The sequence below is a fragment of the Amycolatopsis sp. PS_44_ISF1 genome (genome assembly GCF_032335455.1).
In the GTDB taxonomy this organism is placed as follows: domain Bacteria; phylum Actinomycetota; class Actinomycetes; order Mycobacteriales; family Pseudonocardiaceae; genus Amycolatopsis.
On sequence record NZ_JANUXO010000005.1, the window covers coordinates 18,766 to 34,221 of the forward strand.

12 protein-coding genes, 1 tRNA gene and 1 pseudogene are annotated in these 15,456 nt (G+C 70.1%); 10 read left to right on the forward strand and 4 right to left on the reverse strand.

Going from position 1 to position 15,456, the window contains the following annotated elements:
- Window positions 1–10: 10 nt before the first annotated feature.
- Entirely contained in the window at window positions 11–1,054 is a 1,044-nt protein-coding gene (locus tag NYF13_RS33680; RefSeq protein WP_315662004.1) for a ThiF family adenylyltransferase, read from the reverse strand.
- Between the two features lie 220 nt (window positions 1,055–1,274).
- On the opposite strand from NYF13_RS33680, the gene NYF13_RS33685 reads away from it, so the two are divergent.
- Window positions 1,275–1,784 (forward strand): M48 family metallopeptidase, encoded by a 510-nt coding sequence (locus NYF13_RS33685; protein ID WP_315662005.1) that lies wholly within the window; start codon window positions 1,275–1,277, stop codon window positions 1,782–1,784.
- Window positions 1,785–2,230: 446 nt separating this feature from the next.
- Here NYF13_RS33685 and NYF13_RS33690 read toward each other — a convergent pair whose 3' ends face one another.
- The gene (locus NYF13_RS33690; protein ID WP_315662007.1) at window positions 2,231–3,784 is read right to left on the reverse strand and encodes a zinc-dependent metalloprotease; all 1,554 of its coding nucleotides are present in this window, start codon (window positions 3,782–3,784) and stop codon (window positions 2,231–2,233) included.
- A gap of 191 nt (window positions 3,785–3,975) precedes the next feature.
- Here NYF13_RS33690 and NYF13_RS33695 point away from each other — a divergent pair, with 191 nt between their 5' ends.
- On the forward strand, window positions 3,976–4,995 hold the full coding sequence (locus NYF13_RS33695) for a PDZ domain-containing protein (RefSeq protein WP_396287853.1): 1,020 nt from the start codon (window positions 3,976–3,978) through the stop codon (window positions 4,993–4,995).
- 85 nt (window positions 4,996–5,080) lie between these two features.
- Here NYF13_RS33695 and NYF13_RS33700 read toward each other — a convergent pair whose 3' ends face one another.
- Entirely contained in the window at window positions 5,081–5,641 is a 561-nt protein-coding gene (locus NYF13_RS33700) for a PPA1309 family protein (RefSeq protein ID WP_315662011.1), read from the reverse strand.
- Window positions 5,642–5,806: 165 nt separating this feature from the next.
- Here NYF13_RS33700 and NYF13_RS33705 point away from each other — a divergent pair, with 165 nt between their 5' ends.
- From NYF13_RS33705 to NYF13_RS33740, 8 genes are all read left to right on the forward strand, one after another.
- Entirely contained in the window at window positions 5,807–8,776 is a 2,970-nt protein-coding gene (locus NYF13_RS33705; RefSeq protein ID WP_315662491.1) for a UPF0182 family protein, read from the forward strand.
- Window positions 8,777–8,842: 66 nt separating this feature from the next.
- Window positions 8,843–8,916 (forward strand) — tRNA-Met (locus NYF13_RS33710).
- Between the two features lie 307 nt (window positions 8,917–9,223).
- A complete protein-coding gene (locus tag NYF13_RS33715) occupies window positions 9,224–9,724 on the forward strand; it encodes a helix-turn-helix transcriptional regulator (RefSeq protein WP_315662013.1) in 501 nt (166 codons plus the stop codon).
- A 63-nt stretch (window positions 9,725–9,787) separates the two neighbouring features.
- The gene (gene prfB, locus NYF13_RS33720; protein WP_315662015.1) at window positions 9,788–10,891 is read left to right on the forward strand and encodes a peptide chain release factor 2; all 1,104 of its coding nucleotides are present in this window, start codon (window positions 9,788–9,790) and stop codon (window positions 10,889–10,891) included.
- A 147-nt stretch (window positions 10,892–11,038) separates the two neighbouring features.
- Window positions 11,039–11,728 (forward strand): cell division ATP-binding protein FtsE, encoded by a 690-nt coding sequence (gene ftsE, locus NYF13_RS33725; RefSeq protein WP_315662016.1) that lies wholly within the window; start codon window positions 11,039–11,041, stop codon window positions 11,726–11,728.
- A gap of 55 nt (window positions 11,729–11,783) precedes the next feature.
- Entirely contained in the window at window positions 11,784–12,677 is an 894-nt protein-coding gene (ftsX, locus tag NYF13_RS33730; RefSeq protein WP_315662018.1) for a permease-like cell division protein FtsX, read from the forward strand.
- Window positions 12,678–12,728: 51 nt separating this feature from the next.
- Entirely contained in the window at window positions 12,729–13,211 is a 483-nt protein-coding gene (smpB, locus tag NYF13_RS33735; protein WP_315662020.1) for an SsrA-binding protein SmpB, read from the forward strand.
- Window positions 13,208–14,104 (forward strand): amidohydrolase family protein, encoded by an 897-nt coding sequence (locus NYF13_RS33740; RefSeq protein WP_315662021.1) that lies wholly within the window; start codon window positions 13,208–13,210, stop codon window positions 14,102–14,104. Before smpB ends, NYF13_RS33740 begins: the two co-directional genes overlap by 4 nt.
- Before the next feature lie 24 nt (window positions 14,105–14,128).
- On the opposite strand, the pseudogene NYF13_RS33745 reads toward NYF13_RS33740, so the two are convergent.
- Window positions 14,129–15,367, reverse strand: a pseudogene (locus NYF13_RS33745) (acyltransferase); the annotation flags it as partial.
- Window positions 15,368–15,456: the final 89 nt, after the last annotated feature.

A 15,456-nucleotide genomic window follows, 5' to 3' on the forward strand; every position in this document is an offset into this window, starting at 1 on the left:
TGTCTGTGGGCTACGTCTCCCGCAGTACGCACGGAGCGCCACAAGTGCAGTCCGGATGTGGCTCCCAGTAACGGTGGTGCAGCCGGCCCTCGAACGCGTCGAGCTCCAAGGTGGTGTTCCAGGTCGGTGGGGGTTCGAGGCTCGGCGACAGCACGCGCATGGCCTGCGCGACGGCCAGCGCGGCGCAGGCCTGGATCGCACCGAGGTCGGGCCGCTGGACGTACCCGACGAGCTGGCTCGCGACGCGTGGCCACGCCGGGTCGAGGTCGGTCCGGTGCAGGTCGCAGCAGCGCAGGCAGGTGCTTCGGCCGGGCGAGACCAGTGGGCCGACGACGCCCGTGCCGTCGCGCACCCGGGCGGGCAGGTGGGTGATGCCGGCTTCCATCAGCTCCGCGACCTCCTCCGGCGGAGTGACGACGGCGTCGGTCAGCAGGACGAGGTCGGGCGCGCGCCCGCTGTGGTTGCGGGTGGTGACGACGTCCGGGGCCACGCGCGCGAGGACGTCCGCGAGCGCCCGCCGGCGGGGCAGCCCGAGCTCCGCTGCGGTGAGCCCGGAGCCGAGGTCGGACTCGGTCACCGTGCCCTTCATCCGCAGATCGATGTGCCCGACGCCGGCGTTCGCGAGCAGCAGCGCGACCGCGACGGCCAGCCGCCCATCACCCCGGACGGTGACGACGCTGTGCCGCCTTCGCTCGGTCAGCGCGGTCTGGTGGTGACGGGCGCGCAGCGACCACAGGCCGGTCTCGATGCGGCGTGCGGCCGCGGTGGGTGCCTCCGTGACGAGGCCCAGCGCCGTCAACTGCTTGAGCAGCAGCCGGAGCTGGTCCCGATGTTCGCTCTCGGCGAGCAGGATCGCCTCGACACCGTGTTTGCCGTCGAGCCCACGCACGCGGTCGACGACGTTCGGCGGCAGGCCGGCCACCACCATGCCGTGACGCGGGTCGAGGCCGAGCTGGACCTCGTCGCCGCCTCGTTCGAGCAGGTGGAGACCGGGGAGCAGGATCGGGTACGCCGGGAGGAGTACATCTGGTGGTGGGACTGCGGACAAGATCATGCCGGTCAGCTTGGCACCCGCGCGGCGGGCAGCCTCGGCGGAAGGGCGAGTTATCCACAGGAAGGTCCAGTTGTGGACAACTCGGGCCTGTGACCGTTCGGATCTCGGAGTTGTCGGTGGCTGGCCTTACCGTTGTCGTGTGGTCGAAGCACGGATGCCCTCGCTGAGGGGCGAGGGGGCAGCGAGCCCCCCATCGGACACTCCTGAACACAAGGTCGAGGTGCGGCGCAGCCAGCGCCGGCACCGCACGGTCACCGCGTACTGGAACGACGACACCCTGGTGGTGCTCATTCCGGCGCGGATGACCCGTGCGGAAGAGAAGCACTGGGTCGCGGAGATGGAGCGCAAACTCCAGCGCTCCGAGCCCAGGAAGGGGGCGCCACCGAAGGCGTCGGACGAAGCGCTGCTGGCCCGATGCGCCCTGCTGGCGTCGAGGTACCTCGACGGCAAGGCGCTGCCCGCCAGCGTGCGCTGGGTGCCACCCATGCGCACGCGCTGGGCGTCCTGCACACCGGTCGACGCCACGATCCGCGTGAGCGACCGGCTCCAGCGGGTCCCGCCGTGGGTCCTGGACTATGTCCTGGTCCACGAGCTGGCCCACCTCCGCGAGCCCGGTCACGACCCGGCGTTCTGGGCACTGGTCAACCGTTACCCGAAGACCGAGCGGGCCATGGGCTACCTGGAGGGGCTGTCCGCGGCGGCGGGCTGGGGGATCGCTACGGACGACTGAGATCGAGTTAGCCGGTGGAGTGGGTGCAGACGAGATCGACACGGCCGATGGAGTGGGTCTCAGGTGAGGGCGATATGAGCCGGTGGAGTGGGTGCAGCTGAGGCCGCCACGACCGGCGGAGTGGGTGTAGCCGGTGTGAATGGCGGAGCGGGTCTGACTGCTGGGGTGGGCATGGACGCGTGAGCGTCGTGGCCGGAGTTGCTGGCTGCTGGGGCGATGGGTTCGAGGTCGCTGGCCGGGTGTCGATCGTGGGACCGGTTCGCTTCGCCGGGGTGATCGGGGCCGTGGGGCGCGGGCTGGATTGCCGGAGCTCGTTCGCCGGAGTAGGGGGGTTGCCCGGTCTTGATGGTCCGGCTACGTGCCCGGGTCGGTCGGATTGTCCTGAGTGGACTGGGGCGTAAAGGGATCCGCCGCCTGGCGGGGAGCTGGGCGGCGGATCGGAGTGGTCAGTTCGAGGGGCTGGGTCCCTCGTCCTTGCCGGAGTCCGGGGCGGGATCGGACGGGTGGTCCTGGCTCGACGGGTCCGAAGACGAGGAGCTCGAAGGCCCCGACGGCGAGGAACCCGAAGAATCCGAAGGTCCGGAAGGCGAGGAACCCGAAGGCCCGGAACCCGAAGAGACTGAAGGCCCGGAACCCGTCGTGTCCGAGGGCGTCGTGTCCGAGGCCGGGGGGTTCGCGCGGTCCCGGGCTTCCTGCTCCTTGCGCTCGGTCTTCTCCAGCTCCGCGATCGGGTCCAGGTCGTGCGGGAGGGTGGCCGGTTCGGCGAGGCGGTCGGCGAAGTCCAGGGGTTCGTCCAGGTCCTCGGCGGTCGGCATGAGGTCCGGGTGGGACCAGAGGCCGTCGCGCTTTTCGATGCCGTGGCGTTCGCCCACAAGGTTCCACAGGGAGGACGCCGCGCGCATGCGGCGGGGGCGCAGTTCCAGGCCGACGAGGGTGGCGAAGGTCTGCTCGGCCGGGCCGCCCGTCGCGCGGCGGCGGCGGAGGGTTTCGCGCAGTGCTTCGGCGCCGGGGAGGCGGTCGCCGATCGCCTCGGCGACCACGACGTCCACCCAGCCCTCGACCAGGGCGAGCAGCGTCTCCAGGCGCTTCAGCGCCGCCTGCTGCTCCGGTGTGGTCTGCGGCTCCAGCAGGCCCGAGGACATGGCCTCCTCGATGCTCGCCGGGTTCGACGGGTCGATCTGGCCGGCCAGCGACTCCAGCGCCGAAGTGTCCACAGTGATCCCGCGGGCGAATTCCTCCACAGTGGCCAGCAGCCGCTGGCGCAGCCACGGCACGTGCGCGAACAAACGCTGGTGCGCGGCCTCACGCGCGGCGAGGAACACCAGCACCTCGCTGCTCGGCAGCTCCAGGCCCTCGGTGAACTTCTCGATGTTGGCCGGCAGCAGCGCGGACGTCGCGGCGGGGCCCAGCGGCAGACCAACCTCCGTGGAGGTCAGCACCTCCTGCGCGAGCTGCGCCAGCGCGTTGCCGAGCTGGGAGCCGAAGGCCATCCCGCCCATCTGCCCCATCATGGACAGCAGTGGCCCGGCGGCCTGCTTGGCCTCCTCGGGCAGCGCGTGCATCCACGCGCCGGAAACCTGCTGCGCGACCGGGTCGCACAGCCGCTGCCAGGTGGGCAAGGTCTTCTCCACCCAGGCGCGCGCGGACCAGGCGACCGTGGAGGTCGCGCCCGCGGGCAGGATGGTCGCGGCGTCGAGCCACAGCTCCGCCAGGTGCGCGGCGTCGCGCACGGCCGTGGAGGAGTCCCCGGCGGCGCCGGACGACGAGAAACCGATCTTGCCGTCTTCGCTGCCACTCAGGTTCTGCAGCGCGATCTGCTTCGCCAGGTCGTAGTTGACCGGCCCGCTCGAAGTGCCCGCCTGGCTGAGCATCTGGCCCAGCTGGCTCAGCATCTGCCCGAGCTGGTTGAAGGCCTCGGGGCCGGTCGGCTGCTCCGAGGGGTCGTTGTCGCCTCGCTTGTCGGGATCGGGCGATCCGAAACCGAACGGGGGTTTGCTCATGGGTCCACCGTACGCGGGTCAGACCCGTCTCAGCGCGTCAACCGTGGGCTTAACCGTGAAGCGAACACCGTCACCGTACGCTGTCGCACGTGACCAAACCCGACGAGGAGACCGCGACCGAGAACAGCCGGAGCGAGCCGCCGCGGGAGCGGGCCCGCACCGAGCGGCGGCTGACCCGCCGCGGCTGGACCCTGCTGGTCAGCGGCGCGTTGTTCCTGGTGTTCGTCGTTGTCGGTTTCCTGGTCCAGGTGCCGTACGTGGCGATCAGCCCGGGACCGACCTACGACACGCTCGGTCGCGACGCGGCCGGCAACGCGGTGATCCAGGTCAACGGGAAGCCGACCTTCCCGACGACCGGCGAGCTGCGGATGACCACGGTCTCGCTCAACGACGGCCTCAACCTCTTCACCGCGCTCGGCCTCTGGGCCAGCGGCCGCTACGCGCTCGCGCCGCGCGAGGAGTACTACAAGCCCGGCGAGACCAACGAGCAGGTCAAGCAGGAGAACATCCAGCAACTGCAGGACTCGCAGAGCAACGCCCAGGTCGCCGCCCTGCGCCACCTCGGCTACCCGGTCGAGGTCGTGGCCCGGACGATCGTCTCCGGCAGCCCGGCCGACCACGTGCTCGCCCCCGGCGACAAGCTGGTCACCGTCAACGGCAAGACGGTCACCGAGGCCACGGACGTGGCCGCCGCGCTGACCTCGACCAAGCCCGGCCAGTCCGTGCCGGTCTCGTTCCAGGCCGAGGGCCAGCCGGTCCGGACCGTGCCGATCACGCTCTCGCAGCGGTCCGACCGCGCGCAGGGCTTCCTCGGCCTGACCGCCTCGGACCACGCCGTGGCGTCGTTCGACGTCGGCATCTCGCTGCAGGACGTCGGTGGCCCGTCGGCGGGCCTGATGTTCACCCTGGCGATCATCGACCGCCTCACCCCGCCGGGCAAGCCCGAGGCCGATCTGGCCGGCGGGAAGCACATCGCCGGCACCGGCGAGATCAGCGAGACGGGCGTGGTCGGGCCGATCGGCGGCATCTCGTTCAAGGTCGTGGGTGCGCGCGAGGCCGGGGCCACCGACTTCCTGGTCCCGGAGCACAACTGCGCCGAGGCGGTGTCGGCCCGGCCGGACGGGCTCAACCTGATCAAGGTGTCCACTCTGGACGACGCGCTGACCCAATTGGAGAACCTCAAGGCCGGCCGCCCGACCACCCACTGCTGAAGGACGGCCGAGTGCTGACGCCCGTCCGGAGCGGAGCGCCTTCAGCAGGAGTCCCCCGCTCCGGACGGTGCGAGCACGAAGCCGGTCAGGGCATCAGCGTGGCCTTGAGCGCTTCGAGCAGATTCGGGGCCAGGTCCGGGCTCTCGACGATCTCGTCGACGGCCTCGTCCTCACCTTCGGGGGCACCGGGGAGCGCGCCGCGCAGGCGCATGACGCACGCGGCGTCGCCTTCACGCAGCACGGCCGCGACGAGCCGGGCCTCGGTGCGTCGCGGGTGGTCCGCCGCGGCCCGGCGCAGGCGGCCGGCGTCGGCCTCCGCCAGTCCCGGCAGCTCGGCCTCGACGTCCGGCGGCAGGACGATGATCTCCTGCGCCAGCGCACAGCCCACGACGATCTCCGGCCAGGCGATCCGGCCGAGCGATTCGGCCAGGTCGCCTTCGGGCAGCGCCTCCTGCGCGACCGGCGTCAGCGGGCTCGACCGGTCGAGCTGGCCCGCCAGCTCCGGCTGCTCGTCGAGCAGCGCCGCGGTCGGCACCAGGGCGAACAGCTGCGGCGGCTGCTCCCAGCCGCCGGCGGCGACGAATTCTTCGACTTCCCGGGCCAGGCCGGCGACGGGGTTGGCGGCAGGCGGCTCACTCGGTGACATGGCGACATCGTCCCAGGCCGGTCCGCGCGCCGCCGCCGGACGCCCGGTTCGGGCGGTCCCGGGAACCACCGACCCCATCCGTAGAGTTAGAGCGTCAGGGGACATCGCTGTCCCCGAGTACGTGTTCACGAAGACAGGAGCGTTGCCGTGGCGACTCGGCCCCCCGTGAGCCTGAAGCTGTCCCGCCGCAGCCGGATACTCCTCATCATCGCCGTGGTGGTCGTGCTGGCGCTGCTGCTGGGCGTCCGGCTGCTCGACACCTACGTCAACTGGCTGTGGTTCGGCGAGGTGGGCGCGCGGTCGGTGTTCACCACGGAGCTGCTGACCCGGGCCGTCCTGTTCGTGGCGGTCGGCCTGTTGGTCGGCGGCGCGCTGGCGATCAGCCTCACCGTCGCCTACCGCACGCGGCCGGTGTTCGTGCCGGTCTCGGGCGCGGACGACCCGCTGTCGCGCTACCGCTCGCTGATCGTCAGCCGCATCCGGCTGTTCGGCATCGGCATCCCGCTGGTCACCGGGCTGATCGCCGGGGCGTCCGCGATGGGCGACTGGCAGCTGATCCAGCTGTTCCTCAACGGGACGCCGTTCGGCCAGACCGATCCCGAGTTCGGCCACGACATCGGCTTCTACGCCTTCGACATGCCGTTCGTGAACTGGCTGCTCGGCTGGCTGTTCGTCACGATCGTCATCTCGTTCTTCGGCGCGCTGATCGCGCACTACATCTTCGGCGGCATCCGGCTGGCCGGCCGGGGCGGCCAGCTCGCCGGGCCGACCCGCGCGCAGCTCGCCATCACCGTCGGGCTGTTCGTGCTGCTGAAGGCCGTCGACTACTTCTTCGACCGGTACAACCTCCTGTTGTCCGATCGCGACATGCCACTGTTCAACGGCGCCACCTACACCGACCTGAACGCGGTGCTCCCGGCGAAGCTGATCCTGCTGTGCATCTCGGTGATCTGCGCCGTCGCGTTCTTCGCCGGCGCGTTCCTGCGCAACCTCCAGCTCCCGGCGATCGCGCTCGTGCTGCTGATCCTGTCGAACGTGCTGGTCGGCGTGGCCTGGCCCGCGATCCTCGACCAGTTCTCGGTCAAGCCGAACGCGAACGACAAGGAGGCCGCGTCGATCCAGCGCAACATGGACGCGACCCGGCAGTCGTTCGGCCTGGGGAACGTGAAGTACGAGGACTACGCGGGCAAGACCGAGGCGAGCCAGGCCGCGGTGAAGGCGGAGACCGGCACGGTGTCCAACATCCGGCTGCTGGACCCGAACATCCTCAGCGACACCTTCACCCAGCGCGTCGGCCGGGAGAACTTCTACGGCTTCCCGGCCAAGCTCGACATCGACCGCTACAACGTCGGAGGCACCACCCAGGACTACATCGTGGCGGCCAAGGAGATCAAGACCGACGGCCTCACCGGCAACCAGACGAGCTGGATCAACAAGCACCTCGTCTACACCCACGGCAACGGGTTCGTCGCCGCGCCGGCCAACACCATCGACCGCGCGGTGAAGGACTCGAACTCCGACGGCGGCTACCCGATCGCCACCACGAGCGACACGACGAACCCCTCCGGTGCCGCCTCCGCGGGCGGCCAGCCGGGCATCGAGGTCAAGCAGCCGCGCATCTACTACGGCGAGCTGACCAACGACTACGCCATCGTCGGCGGAACCCAGGGCTCGGCGCCGGGGGAGTACGACACCGACAGCCAGCGCGGGTACATCTACGACGGCAAGGGCGGCGTCTCGCTCGACAGCTGGTTCAACCGGCTGGTCTTCTCGGCCGAGTACGGCGAGCGGAACATCCTGTTCTCCGACGCCATCGGCGAGAACTCCAAGATCATGTACAACCGCGACCCGCGGGAGCGCGTCGGCAAGGTCGCGCCGTGGCTGACCCTCGACGGCGACCCGTACCCGGTGGTGGTCGACGGGCACATCCAGTGGATCGTCGACGGCTACACCACGCTGAACAACTACCCGTACGCCCAGCAGACCCAGCTCGGCGAGGCCACCAACGACTCGCTCAACGGCGTGACGAAGCAGGCCAACAACTCCATCAACTACATCCGCAACTCGGTGAAGGCCACCGTCGACGCGTTCGACGGCACCGTGACGCTGTACTCGGCCGACGACCGGGACCCGGTGCTGAAGGCGTGGGAGAAGGTGTTCCCGGGGCTGGTGAAACCCAGCTCGGAGATCTCGCCCGAACTGCGCTCGCACTTCCGGTACCCGGAGGACCTGTTCAAGATCCAGCGTGAGCTGCTCGCGCGCTACCACGTCTCCAGCCCGCAGGAGTTCTACGCGCAGCAGGCCTTCTGGAGCGTGCCGCAGGACCCGACCGAGGACGGCAGCTCGACCACGGCCGCGGCCAACGTCGCCAACCAGCCCGGCTACTACGTGCTCGCCGACGCGGCCGGGGAGGGCAAGCCGACCTTCCAGCTGACCAGCGCGCTCACCGGACTGCAACGGCAGTACCTCGCGTCCTGGATGTCGGTCTCCTCCGATCCGGGCGACTACGGGACGATCCGGGTGCTCCGGCTGCCACCGGCCAGCGGCGCCAACCAGGTCGACGGCCCGGTGCAGGTGCAGAACCGGTTCCAGAGCGATCCCCGGGTCGCCCAAGACCGGACCCTGCTCAACAACCCCAGCGTCATCCCGATCTACGGCAACCTGATCACGCTGCCGGTCGCGGACGGGTTCCTCTACGTCGAACCGGTGTACATCCGGCAGCGCAACCAGGGCAGCTATCCACAGCTGGCCCGCGTGCTGGTCTCCTTCGGCGCCAAGATCGGCTTCGACTCCACCCTCAACGGCGCCCTCGACCAGGTGTTCGGCAGCGGCACCGGCGCGTCCGCGACCAGCCCCCCGCAGGGCGACTCCCCGAACCCGCCGACCTCGTCGACGAACCCGGCCACGCCCACGTCGACCCCGCCGAACTCCGGCGGCAGCAACCCGGCCCTGGACAAGGCCGTGACCGACATCCAGGGGGCCCTGGCCCAGCTCAAGGCCGCCCAGCAGTCCGGCAACTTCACCGACCAGGGAGCGGCGCTCGCCGCCCTCGACGCGGCGACCAAGGAGTACGCGGCGGCCAAACCGGCCACCAGCCCCCCGCCGAGCAGCGGCGGCAACCGGCCCGGCGGCTGACCCCGCCCGGTTAAGTGGACCTGCCTCACGTCCGGAAAACACCCGGGCGTAAGGTAGGTCCTACGACGCGGGGTGGAGCAGCTCGGTAGCTCGCTGGGCTCATAACCCAGAGGTCGCAGGTTCAAATCCTGTCCCCGCTACAGAGGTTGGGACCCGCCTTCACGGTAAACGTGGAGGCGGGTCTTTTTTGTGCGTTGATGAGTCCCGTGCGCGGGAGGGTGCGCGTGCGGATGCGCGAGCGGGCGGCAGCGGCGGGGGAGAGTGCCCCGGGTGGTGGTTGCGGGAGCCGGACCGGAGTGGATGGGGACCACGGCGGTTGCGGAGCGTGGCCGGGTCCACTGTGGACCGGCTTTCGGATTGGGCCGAACGAGGGGATAACACTAGCCACAATGGACAGATGTGGAGGCCACTGTGGACACAGAGGCGAATAAGTGGGAACGTAGAGGGGTGTCCGAATTGAATGCAACTGCCGCCGCTCTGCTCGGTCTGCTACACGACGGTCCCGCCACCGGCGGTCAACTGGTCGCGGGAGCCGACGAGCGCTTCGGCGCCTTCTTCAGCGTCACCCGCAGCCAGGTCTACCGCGAGCTGCCGGCCCTGTCCAAGGAGGGCCTGGTCCGTCTCGGCAAGCAGGGCCCCCGGTCGAGCCAGCAGTACGTGCTCACTGCGGCGGGCAAGAAGGCCTTCAAGACCTGGCTCGCGTCCGAGGCCGGCCCCGACCACCTGCGCAGCCCGCTCATCCTGCGGCTCGTGCACGCCGGCTCGCTGACCGTCAAGCAGCGCGCCTCCCTGCTCGACACGGCCCGCGCGAGCTACCAGCAGCAGCTCGACGACGCCAAGACGGCGACGAAGGCGGCCGACGGCCCCTACGCCAAGGCCGTCGCCGAGTTCGCCCAGGCGCAGGCCAAGGCCGCCCTGAAGCTGCTCGACGCCATCCCCCAGGCCTGAGGTCGCGCACTGCCCACGACCGGTGCGCAACCGGTCGTGGGTTTTGCCGTAACCTTGGCCAACGTGAGTGATGAGTTCGATGCGGCGCTGAAGGACCTGACCGGCAAGCTGACCCAGATCGAGTCGGTGATGGACCTCGACGCGCTGCGCGCCCAGGTCGCCGAGCTTGAACAGCAGGCCTCCAGCCCCACCCTCTGGGACAACCCGGAGGAGGCGCAGCAGGTCACCAGCCGGCTTTCGCACCGCCAGAGCGAGCTGCGGCGCGTCTCCGACCTCCGCCAGCGCCTCGACGACCTCGCCGTGCTCTACGAGCTGTCCGAGGCTGAGGGCGACACCGCCAGCATGGCCGAGGCCGAGAACGACCTGACCGGGCTGACCAAGGACGTCGACGGGCTTGAGGTCCGCACGCTGCTGTCGGGCGAGTACGACGCGCGCAACGCCGTGGTCACCATCCGTTCCGAAGCCGGCGGCGTGGACGCGGCCGACTGGGCCGAGATGCTGCTCCGGATGTACCTGCGCTGGGCCGAGCGGCACGGCTACCCCACCGACGTCTACGACATCTCCTACGCCGAAGAGGCCGGGATCAAGTCGGCCACGTTCAAGGTGAGCGCCCCCTACGTCTACGGCACCCTCTCGGTCGAGCAGGGCACCCACCGGCTGGTCCGGATCTCGCCGTTCGACAACCAGAGCCGCCGCCAGACCTCCTTCGCCCACGTCGAGGTGCTGCCCGAGGTCGAGGAGGTCGACCACGTCGACATCGCGGAGAAGGACATCCGCGTCGACGTGTACCGCTCGTCCGGCCCCGGTGGGCAGAGCGTCAACACGACCGACTCCGCGGTGCGCATCACCCACCTGCCCACCGGCATCGTCGTCTCCTGCCAGAACGAGAAGTCGCAGCTGCAGAACAAGGCCGCGGCGCTGAAGGTCCTCCAGGCCCGGCTGATGCTGCGCAAGAAGGAAGAGGAGCGCGCCGAGATGGACGCGCTCAAGGACGGCGGCTCGAGCTGGGGCAACCAGATGCGCTCCTACGTGCTGCACCCGTACCAGATGGTCAAGGACCTGCGCACCGAGTTCGAGGTCGGCAACCCCTCGGGCGTGCTCGACGGCGACATCGACGGCTTCCTGGAGGCCGGCATCCGCTGGCGCAAGCAGGCCGGCGTGGCCTGATCCCCTCACCCCGACCGCACGACGAGGGACTTCCGCGACCGCCCGGCGATGGTTTCGCCACGTTCGGCGACCGCGGGGGTCCCTCGTCCGCGTCGCGGGGCACGGGCAACCCGGGCTTAACGAGTCGCTTGGGTAGTATGCCGAACCGTGATCCGGCTCGAAGAGGTTTCCAAGGTCTACAAGACCTCGACCCGTCCCGCCCTCGAACGGGTGTCGGTCGAGATAGACAAGGGTGAGTTCGTCTTCCTCATCGGACCGTCGGGGTCGGGGAAGTCGACCTTCCTGCGGCTGCTGCTGCGCGAAGAGGTGCCGAGCAAGGGCCGGGTGATGGTGTCGAACTTCGACGTCGCCAAGCTGGCCCGCCGCCGGGTGCCCCGCCTGCGCCAGACCATCGGCTGCGTGTTCCAGGACTTCCGGCTGCTGGCGAACAAGACCGTGGCCGAGAACGTCGCGTTCGCCCTCGAGGTCATCGGCAAGCCGCGGCTCACCATCAAGAAGGTGGTGCCCGAGGTGCTCGAGCTCGTCGGCCTCGACGGCAAGGCCGACCGCCTGCCCAACGAACTGTCCGGCGGTGAGCAGCAGCGCGTGGCCATCGCGCGCGCGTTCGTGAACCGCCCGCTGGTGCTGCTCGCCGACGAGCCCACCGGGAACCTGGACCCGGACACCAGCCAGGACATCATGCTGCTGCTGGAACGCATCAACCGCACGGGGACCACCGTGCTCATGGCCACCCACGATCACTCCATCGTGGACTCGATGCGGCGCCGGGTGGTCGAGCTCCAGCTCGGCCGCGTGATCCGTGACGACGCCCGCGGGGTCTACGGCATCGGTCGCTGACCGGCCGCCCAGACCCTTCCCGACCGCCCGAAACCACAAGGGACACACACCTGCGATGCGCGCCAGTTTCGTCTTCAGCGAGGTTCTCACCGGTTTGCGCCGGAACGTCACGATGACCATCGCGATGATCCTCACCACGGCGGTCTCCCTCGCCATGCTCGGCGGTGGCCTGCTCGCCGTGCGCACCATCGACAAGATGAAGGCGAACTTCCTCGCCGAGGTCGAGATCTCCATCAGCCTGGTCGACGACATCAGCGCCAACGACAAGAGCTGCCAGCAGGCGCTGTGCAGCGGGCTGCGCCAGTCGCTGCAGAACAACCCGGGCGTCGAGTCGGTGGTGTTCGAAAACCGCGACCAGGCCTACGACCGGTTCAAGAAGATCTTCGCGAGCCAGCCCGAGCTGCTGGAGCTGACCGGGCCGGAGGCGCTGCCGGCCTCGCTGCAGGTCAAGCTCAAGGACCCGGACCGCTCCGACGCGATCATCAAGCAGTACACCGGCCAGCCCGGCGTGCGGAAGGTCGACGACCAGAAGAAGTTCCTCGACCGGGTGTTCAACGTCTTCAACGGCGTGCGGAACATCGCGTTCGTGATGGCGCTGATCATGGCCGTGGCCGCGCTGCTGCTGATCGCCAACACCATCCAGGTCTCGGCGTTCACCCGGCGCACCGAGGTCGGCATCATGCGGCTGGTGGGCGCGACCCGGTGGTACACGCAGCTGCCCTTCCTGCTGGAGGCGGTGGTCGCCGGCGTGGTCGGTGCGGTGCTCGGGACCGTGTTCCTCATCCTGACCAAGGTCTCGTTCCTCGACACCGTGTTCACCGGCGAGGTGTTCCCGCAGATCACCACGCTGGAACTGCTCTTCCCGGTGGCGCCGATCCTGCTCGCGGTCTCGGTGGTCATCTCCGCCATCACCGGTTACGTCACGCTCCGTCTGTACGTCCGCCACTAGCTGCTGGTTAACCACCTGCTCGGGGCCCGGAAATCACGTAGAGTTGTCATCATGCCCAAAGAACGTGGTCAGAAGGTCATCGCGTCGAACCGCAAGGCTCGGCACGACTACTCCATCCTGGACACCTACGAAGCGGGACTGGTGCTCCAGGGCACGGAGGTGAAGAGCCTTCGTGAGGGCAAGGCCTCGCTGGCCGACGCGTTCGCGACCGTGGACGACGGCGAGGTGTGGCTGCGCAACGTGCACATCCCGGAGTACACGCAGGGCACCTGGACCAACCACATGCCGCGGCGCACCCGCAAGCTGCTGCTGCACCGCGGCGAGATCGAGAAGCTGATCGGTAAGACGAAGGAGAGCGGCCTGTCGCTGGTGCCGCTGTCGATGTACTTCAAGGACGGCAAGGTCAAGGTCGAGATCGCGCTGGCCAAGGGCAAAAAGGCCTACGACAAGCGGCAGACGCTGGCCAAGCGCGACGCCGAGCGGGACATCAGCAAGGCCATGGGCCGGGCGCTGAAGGGCCGGTTCACGGAGTGACGGCCGGCCCGGCATCGGACGCCGACATCACGCGGTGGACGGCGTCACTGGGTCTCGACGGGCTGATCGACCTGCACGTGCACTTCCTGCCCAAGCCCGTGATGGACAAGGTGTGGGCGTACTTCGACCGCGCGACCGAGCACTACGGCACCGAGTGGCCGGTGTTCTACCGCACCGGGGAGAAGGAGCGGCTGGAGACGCTGCGGTCCCTGGGGGTCAAGCAGTTCGCTCCGCTGGTGTACCCGCACAAGGCGGGCATGGCCGAATGGCTGACCTCGTGGGCCGGCGAGTTCGCGGACCAGGTGCCCGAGGCCGTGCGCACCGGCACGTTCTTCCCCGAGCCCTCGGCCGCGTCCTCTGTGGACGCCGCGCTGCGGGCGGGCGCCCGCTGCTTCAAGGCCCACGTGCAGGTCGGCGCGTACGACCCGCGCGACGAGCAGCTGAGGGCGGTCTGGGGCGCGCTGGCCGAGGCGGGCGTGCCGGTCGTCGTCCACTGTGGACACGGACCGCTGCGTGGCGACTTCACCGGGTTGACCGTCTTCGGCCAGGTGCTGGCCGAGCACCCTCGGCTCACGGCCGTGCTCGCGCACGCCGCGATGCCCGAGTTCACCACCGCGTTCGAGCTGATGGACCGGTACCCGCGGGTGCACCTCGACACCACGATGGTCGGCGTGCCGTTCGCGGAGCGGATGTCACCGCTGCCCCCGGACTGGACGGCGCGGCTGGCCGGTGTCGCCGACCGGGTGGTGCTCGGCACGGACTTCCCGAACATCCCGTACTCCTACGCCACCCAGCTCCGGGCGATCGCCGGCTGGGCCGAGGACGGCCGTCTGGGCGAGCCGTTCCTGCGTGCGGTGCTGCACGACACCCCGTCCCGGTTGCTGAACGGCTGAGGGCACCGCAGTGGCAGGCCGCCCCGGCGCCTCGCGCCCGGCCAGCGCGAACCCGGCCGCGGTGAGCAGCGCCCACGGGAGCGGGCCGTGCACCAGGCCCGCGCTCAGCGACTGGAAGCCGTGCGCGGCCAGCCCCAGCAACCCGCCTGAGGCCAGCAGCCCGGCCAGCACCAGCCGCGGGGTGCCGGCCGTGACCGCCGGACCACGCCGCCGCACCTCGAAGCGGGCGAACAGGCGCAGCAGACCCGCCAGCACCGCGGCGCAGGCGCCCAGCCACATCGGCACCATCGTCAGCCAGAGCGTGGTGCCGGGCTCCGGGGTCGCGTAACCCAGTCCGTAGACGGTGAGACCGGAAACCACGATCAGCGCCGGTATGTGCCACAGGTAGACGGTCATGAACCGCGCGCCGATCCAGCTCAGCGCGGCGTCGAAGCGCGGCTTCGCGGCCAGCGCGTTGAGCTGCGGGCGGAGAGCCAGCAGCAGGCCGATCTGCCCGACCGTGAGGAAGACGAGCAGCACGGTCGGTGCGCTCAGGTTGGACACCGGGGCGCCCGGCAGGGCGACCATCAGCGCGGTGGCGCCGAAACCGGCGGCGGACAGGCCCAATGCGCCGCGCCGGCCCAGCTCGCCCAGCCGGCCCTCGACGTAGTGGAAGCCCAACTGGTGCACGGCGACCAAGACGAACGCGGCGTTGGCGTAACCGAGGCCGTCGAAGCGGGCGACGTCGACGAGCACCCCGGCGGCGGCCATCACCGACGGCACCTTCCAGCCCCAGCGCCGGTGCGCCGCGACCATCAGCGGTGTCACCAGCACGGTGAGCAGGTACACCGACAGGAACCACAGCGACTGCGCGGCGACCGCACCGGCGACCTGCCGGGGTTGCGGCGGAATCCCCATGCCCTGCAGCAGGTCCGGCCCCACCAGCCCCACGGCCACCAGGGGCAGCACCGGTACGAGCAGCCGCCGGACGCGCGCGGCCAGCCAGGCGCGTGACGACGGGGCGCGGCGCAGGGAGATCAGGTTCGCGGCGCCGCCGGCGAAGAAGACCAGCGGCATCACCTGGGACAGCCAGTTCACCGTCCACCAGCCGGGTGTCGCGAGCGCGTTCCCGGTCACCAGGGTGCCGTCGGAATAGGAGAGCACCGGCATCACCCAGTGCTGGGTGAGCACGGCCAGGACGGCACCTGCCCGGACCACGTCGAGGAACCGGTCCCGGCCGCCCTTCGCGGCTGGGGTGCTGATCCGCAGCTGGCTTGGCGTCATCGTTGAAGCCTGGCGAAAACGGCGGGGCCGGACAGCGGGGCAGGCCGCCGTTTCCGTGCTCCGGCCAGCCGGAGCGCGCTATGGGGGCT

What these genes read in the sequence shown, in the direction of transcription:
- smpB (WP_315662020.1), top strand. Translation starts at nt 12,729, where the DNA reads ATGCCCAAAGAACGTGGTCAGAAGGTCATCGCGTCGAACCGCAAGGCT.
- ftsX (WP_315662018.1), top strand. Translation starts at nt 11,784, where the DNA reads ATGCGCGCCAGTTTCGTCTTCAGCGAGGTTCTCACCGGTTTGCGCCGG.
- NYF13_RS33690 (WP_315662007.1), bottom strand. Translation starts at nt 3,784, where the DNA reads ATGAGCAAACCCCCGTTCGGTTTCGGATCGCCCGATCCCGACAAGCGA.
- NYF13_RS33700 (WP_315662011.1), bottom strand. Translation starts at nt 5,641, where the DNA reads ATGTCACCGAGTGAGCCGCCTGCCGCCAACCCCGTCGCCGGCCTGGCC.
- NYF13_RS33680 (WP_315662004.1), bottom strand. Translation starts at nt 1,054, where the DNA reads ATGATCTTGTCCGCAGTCCCACCACCAGATGTACTCCTCCCGGCGTAC.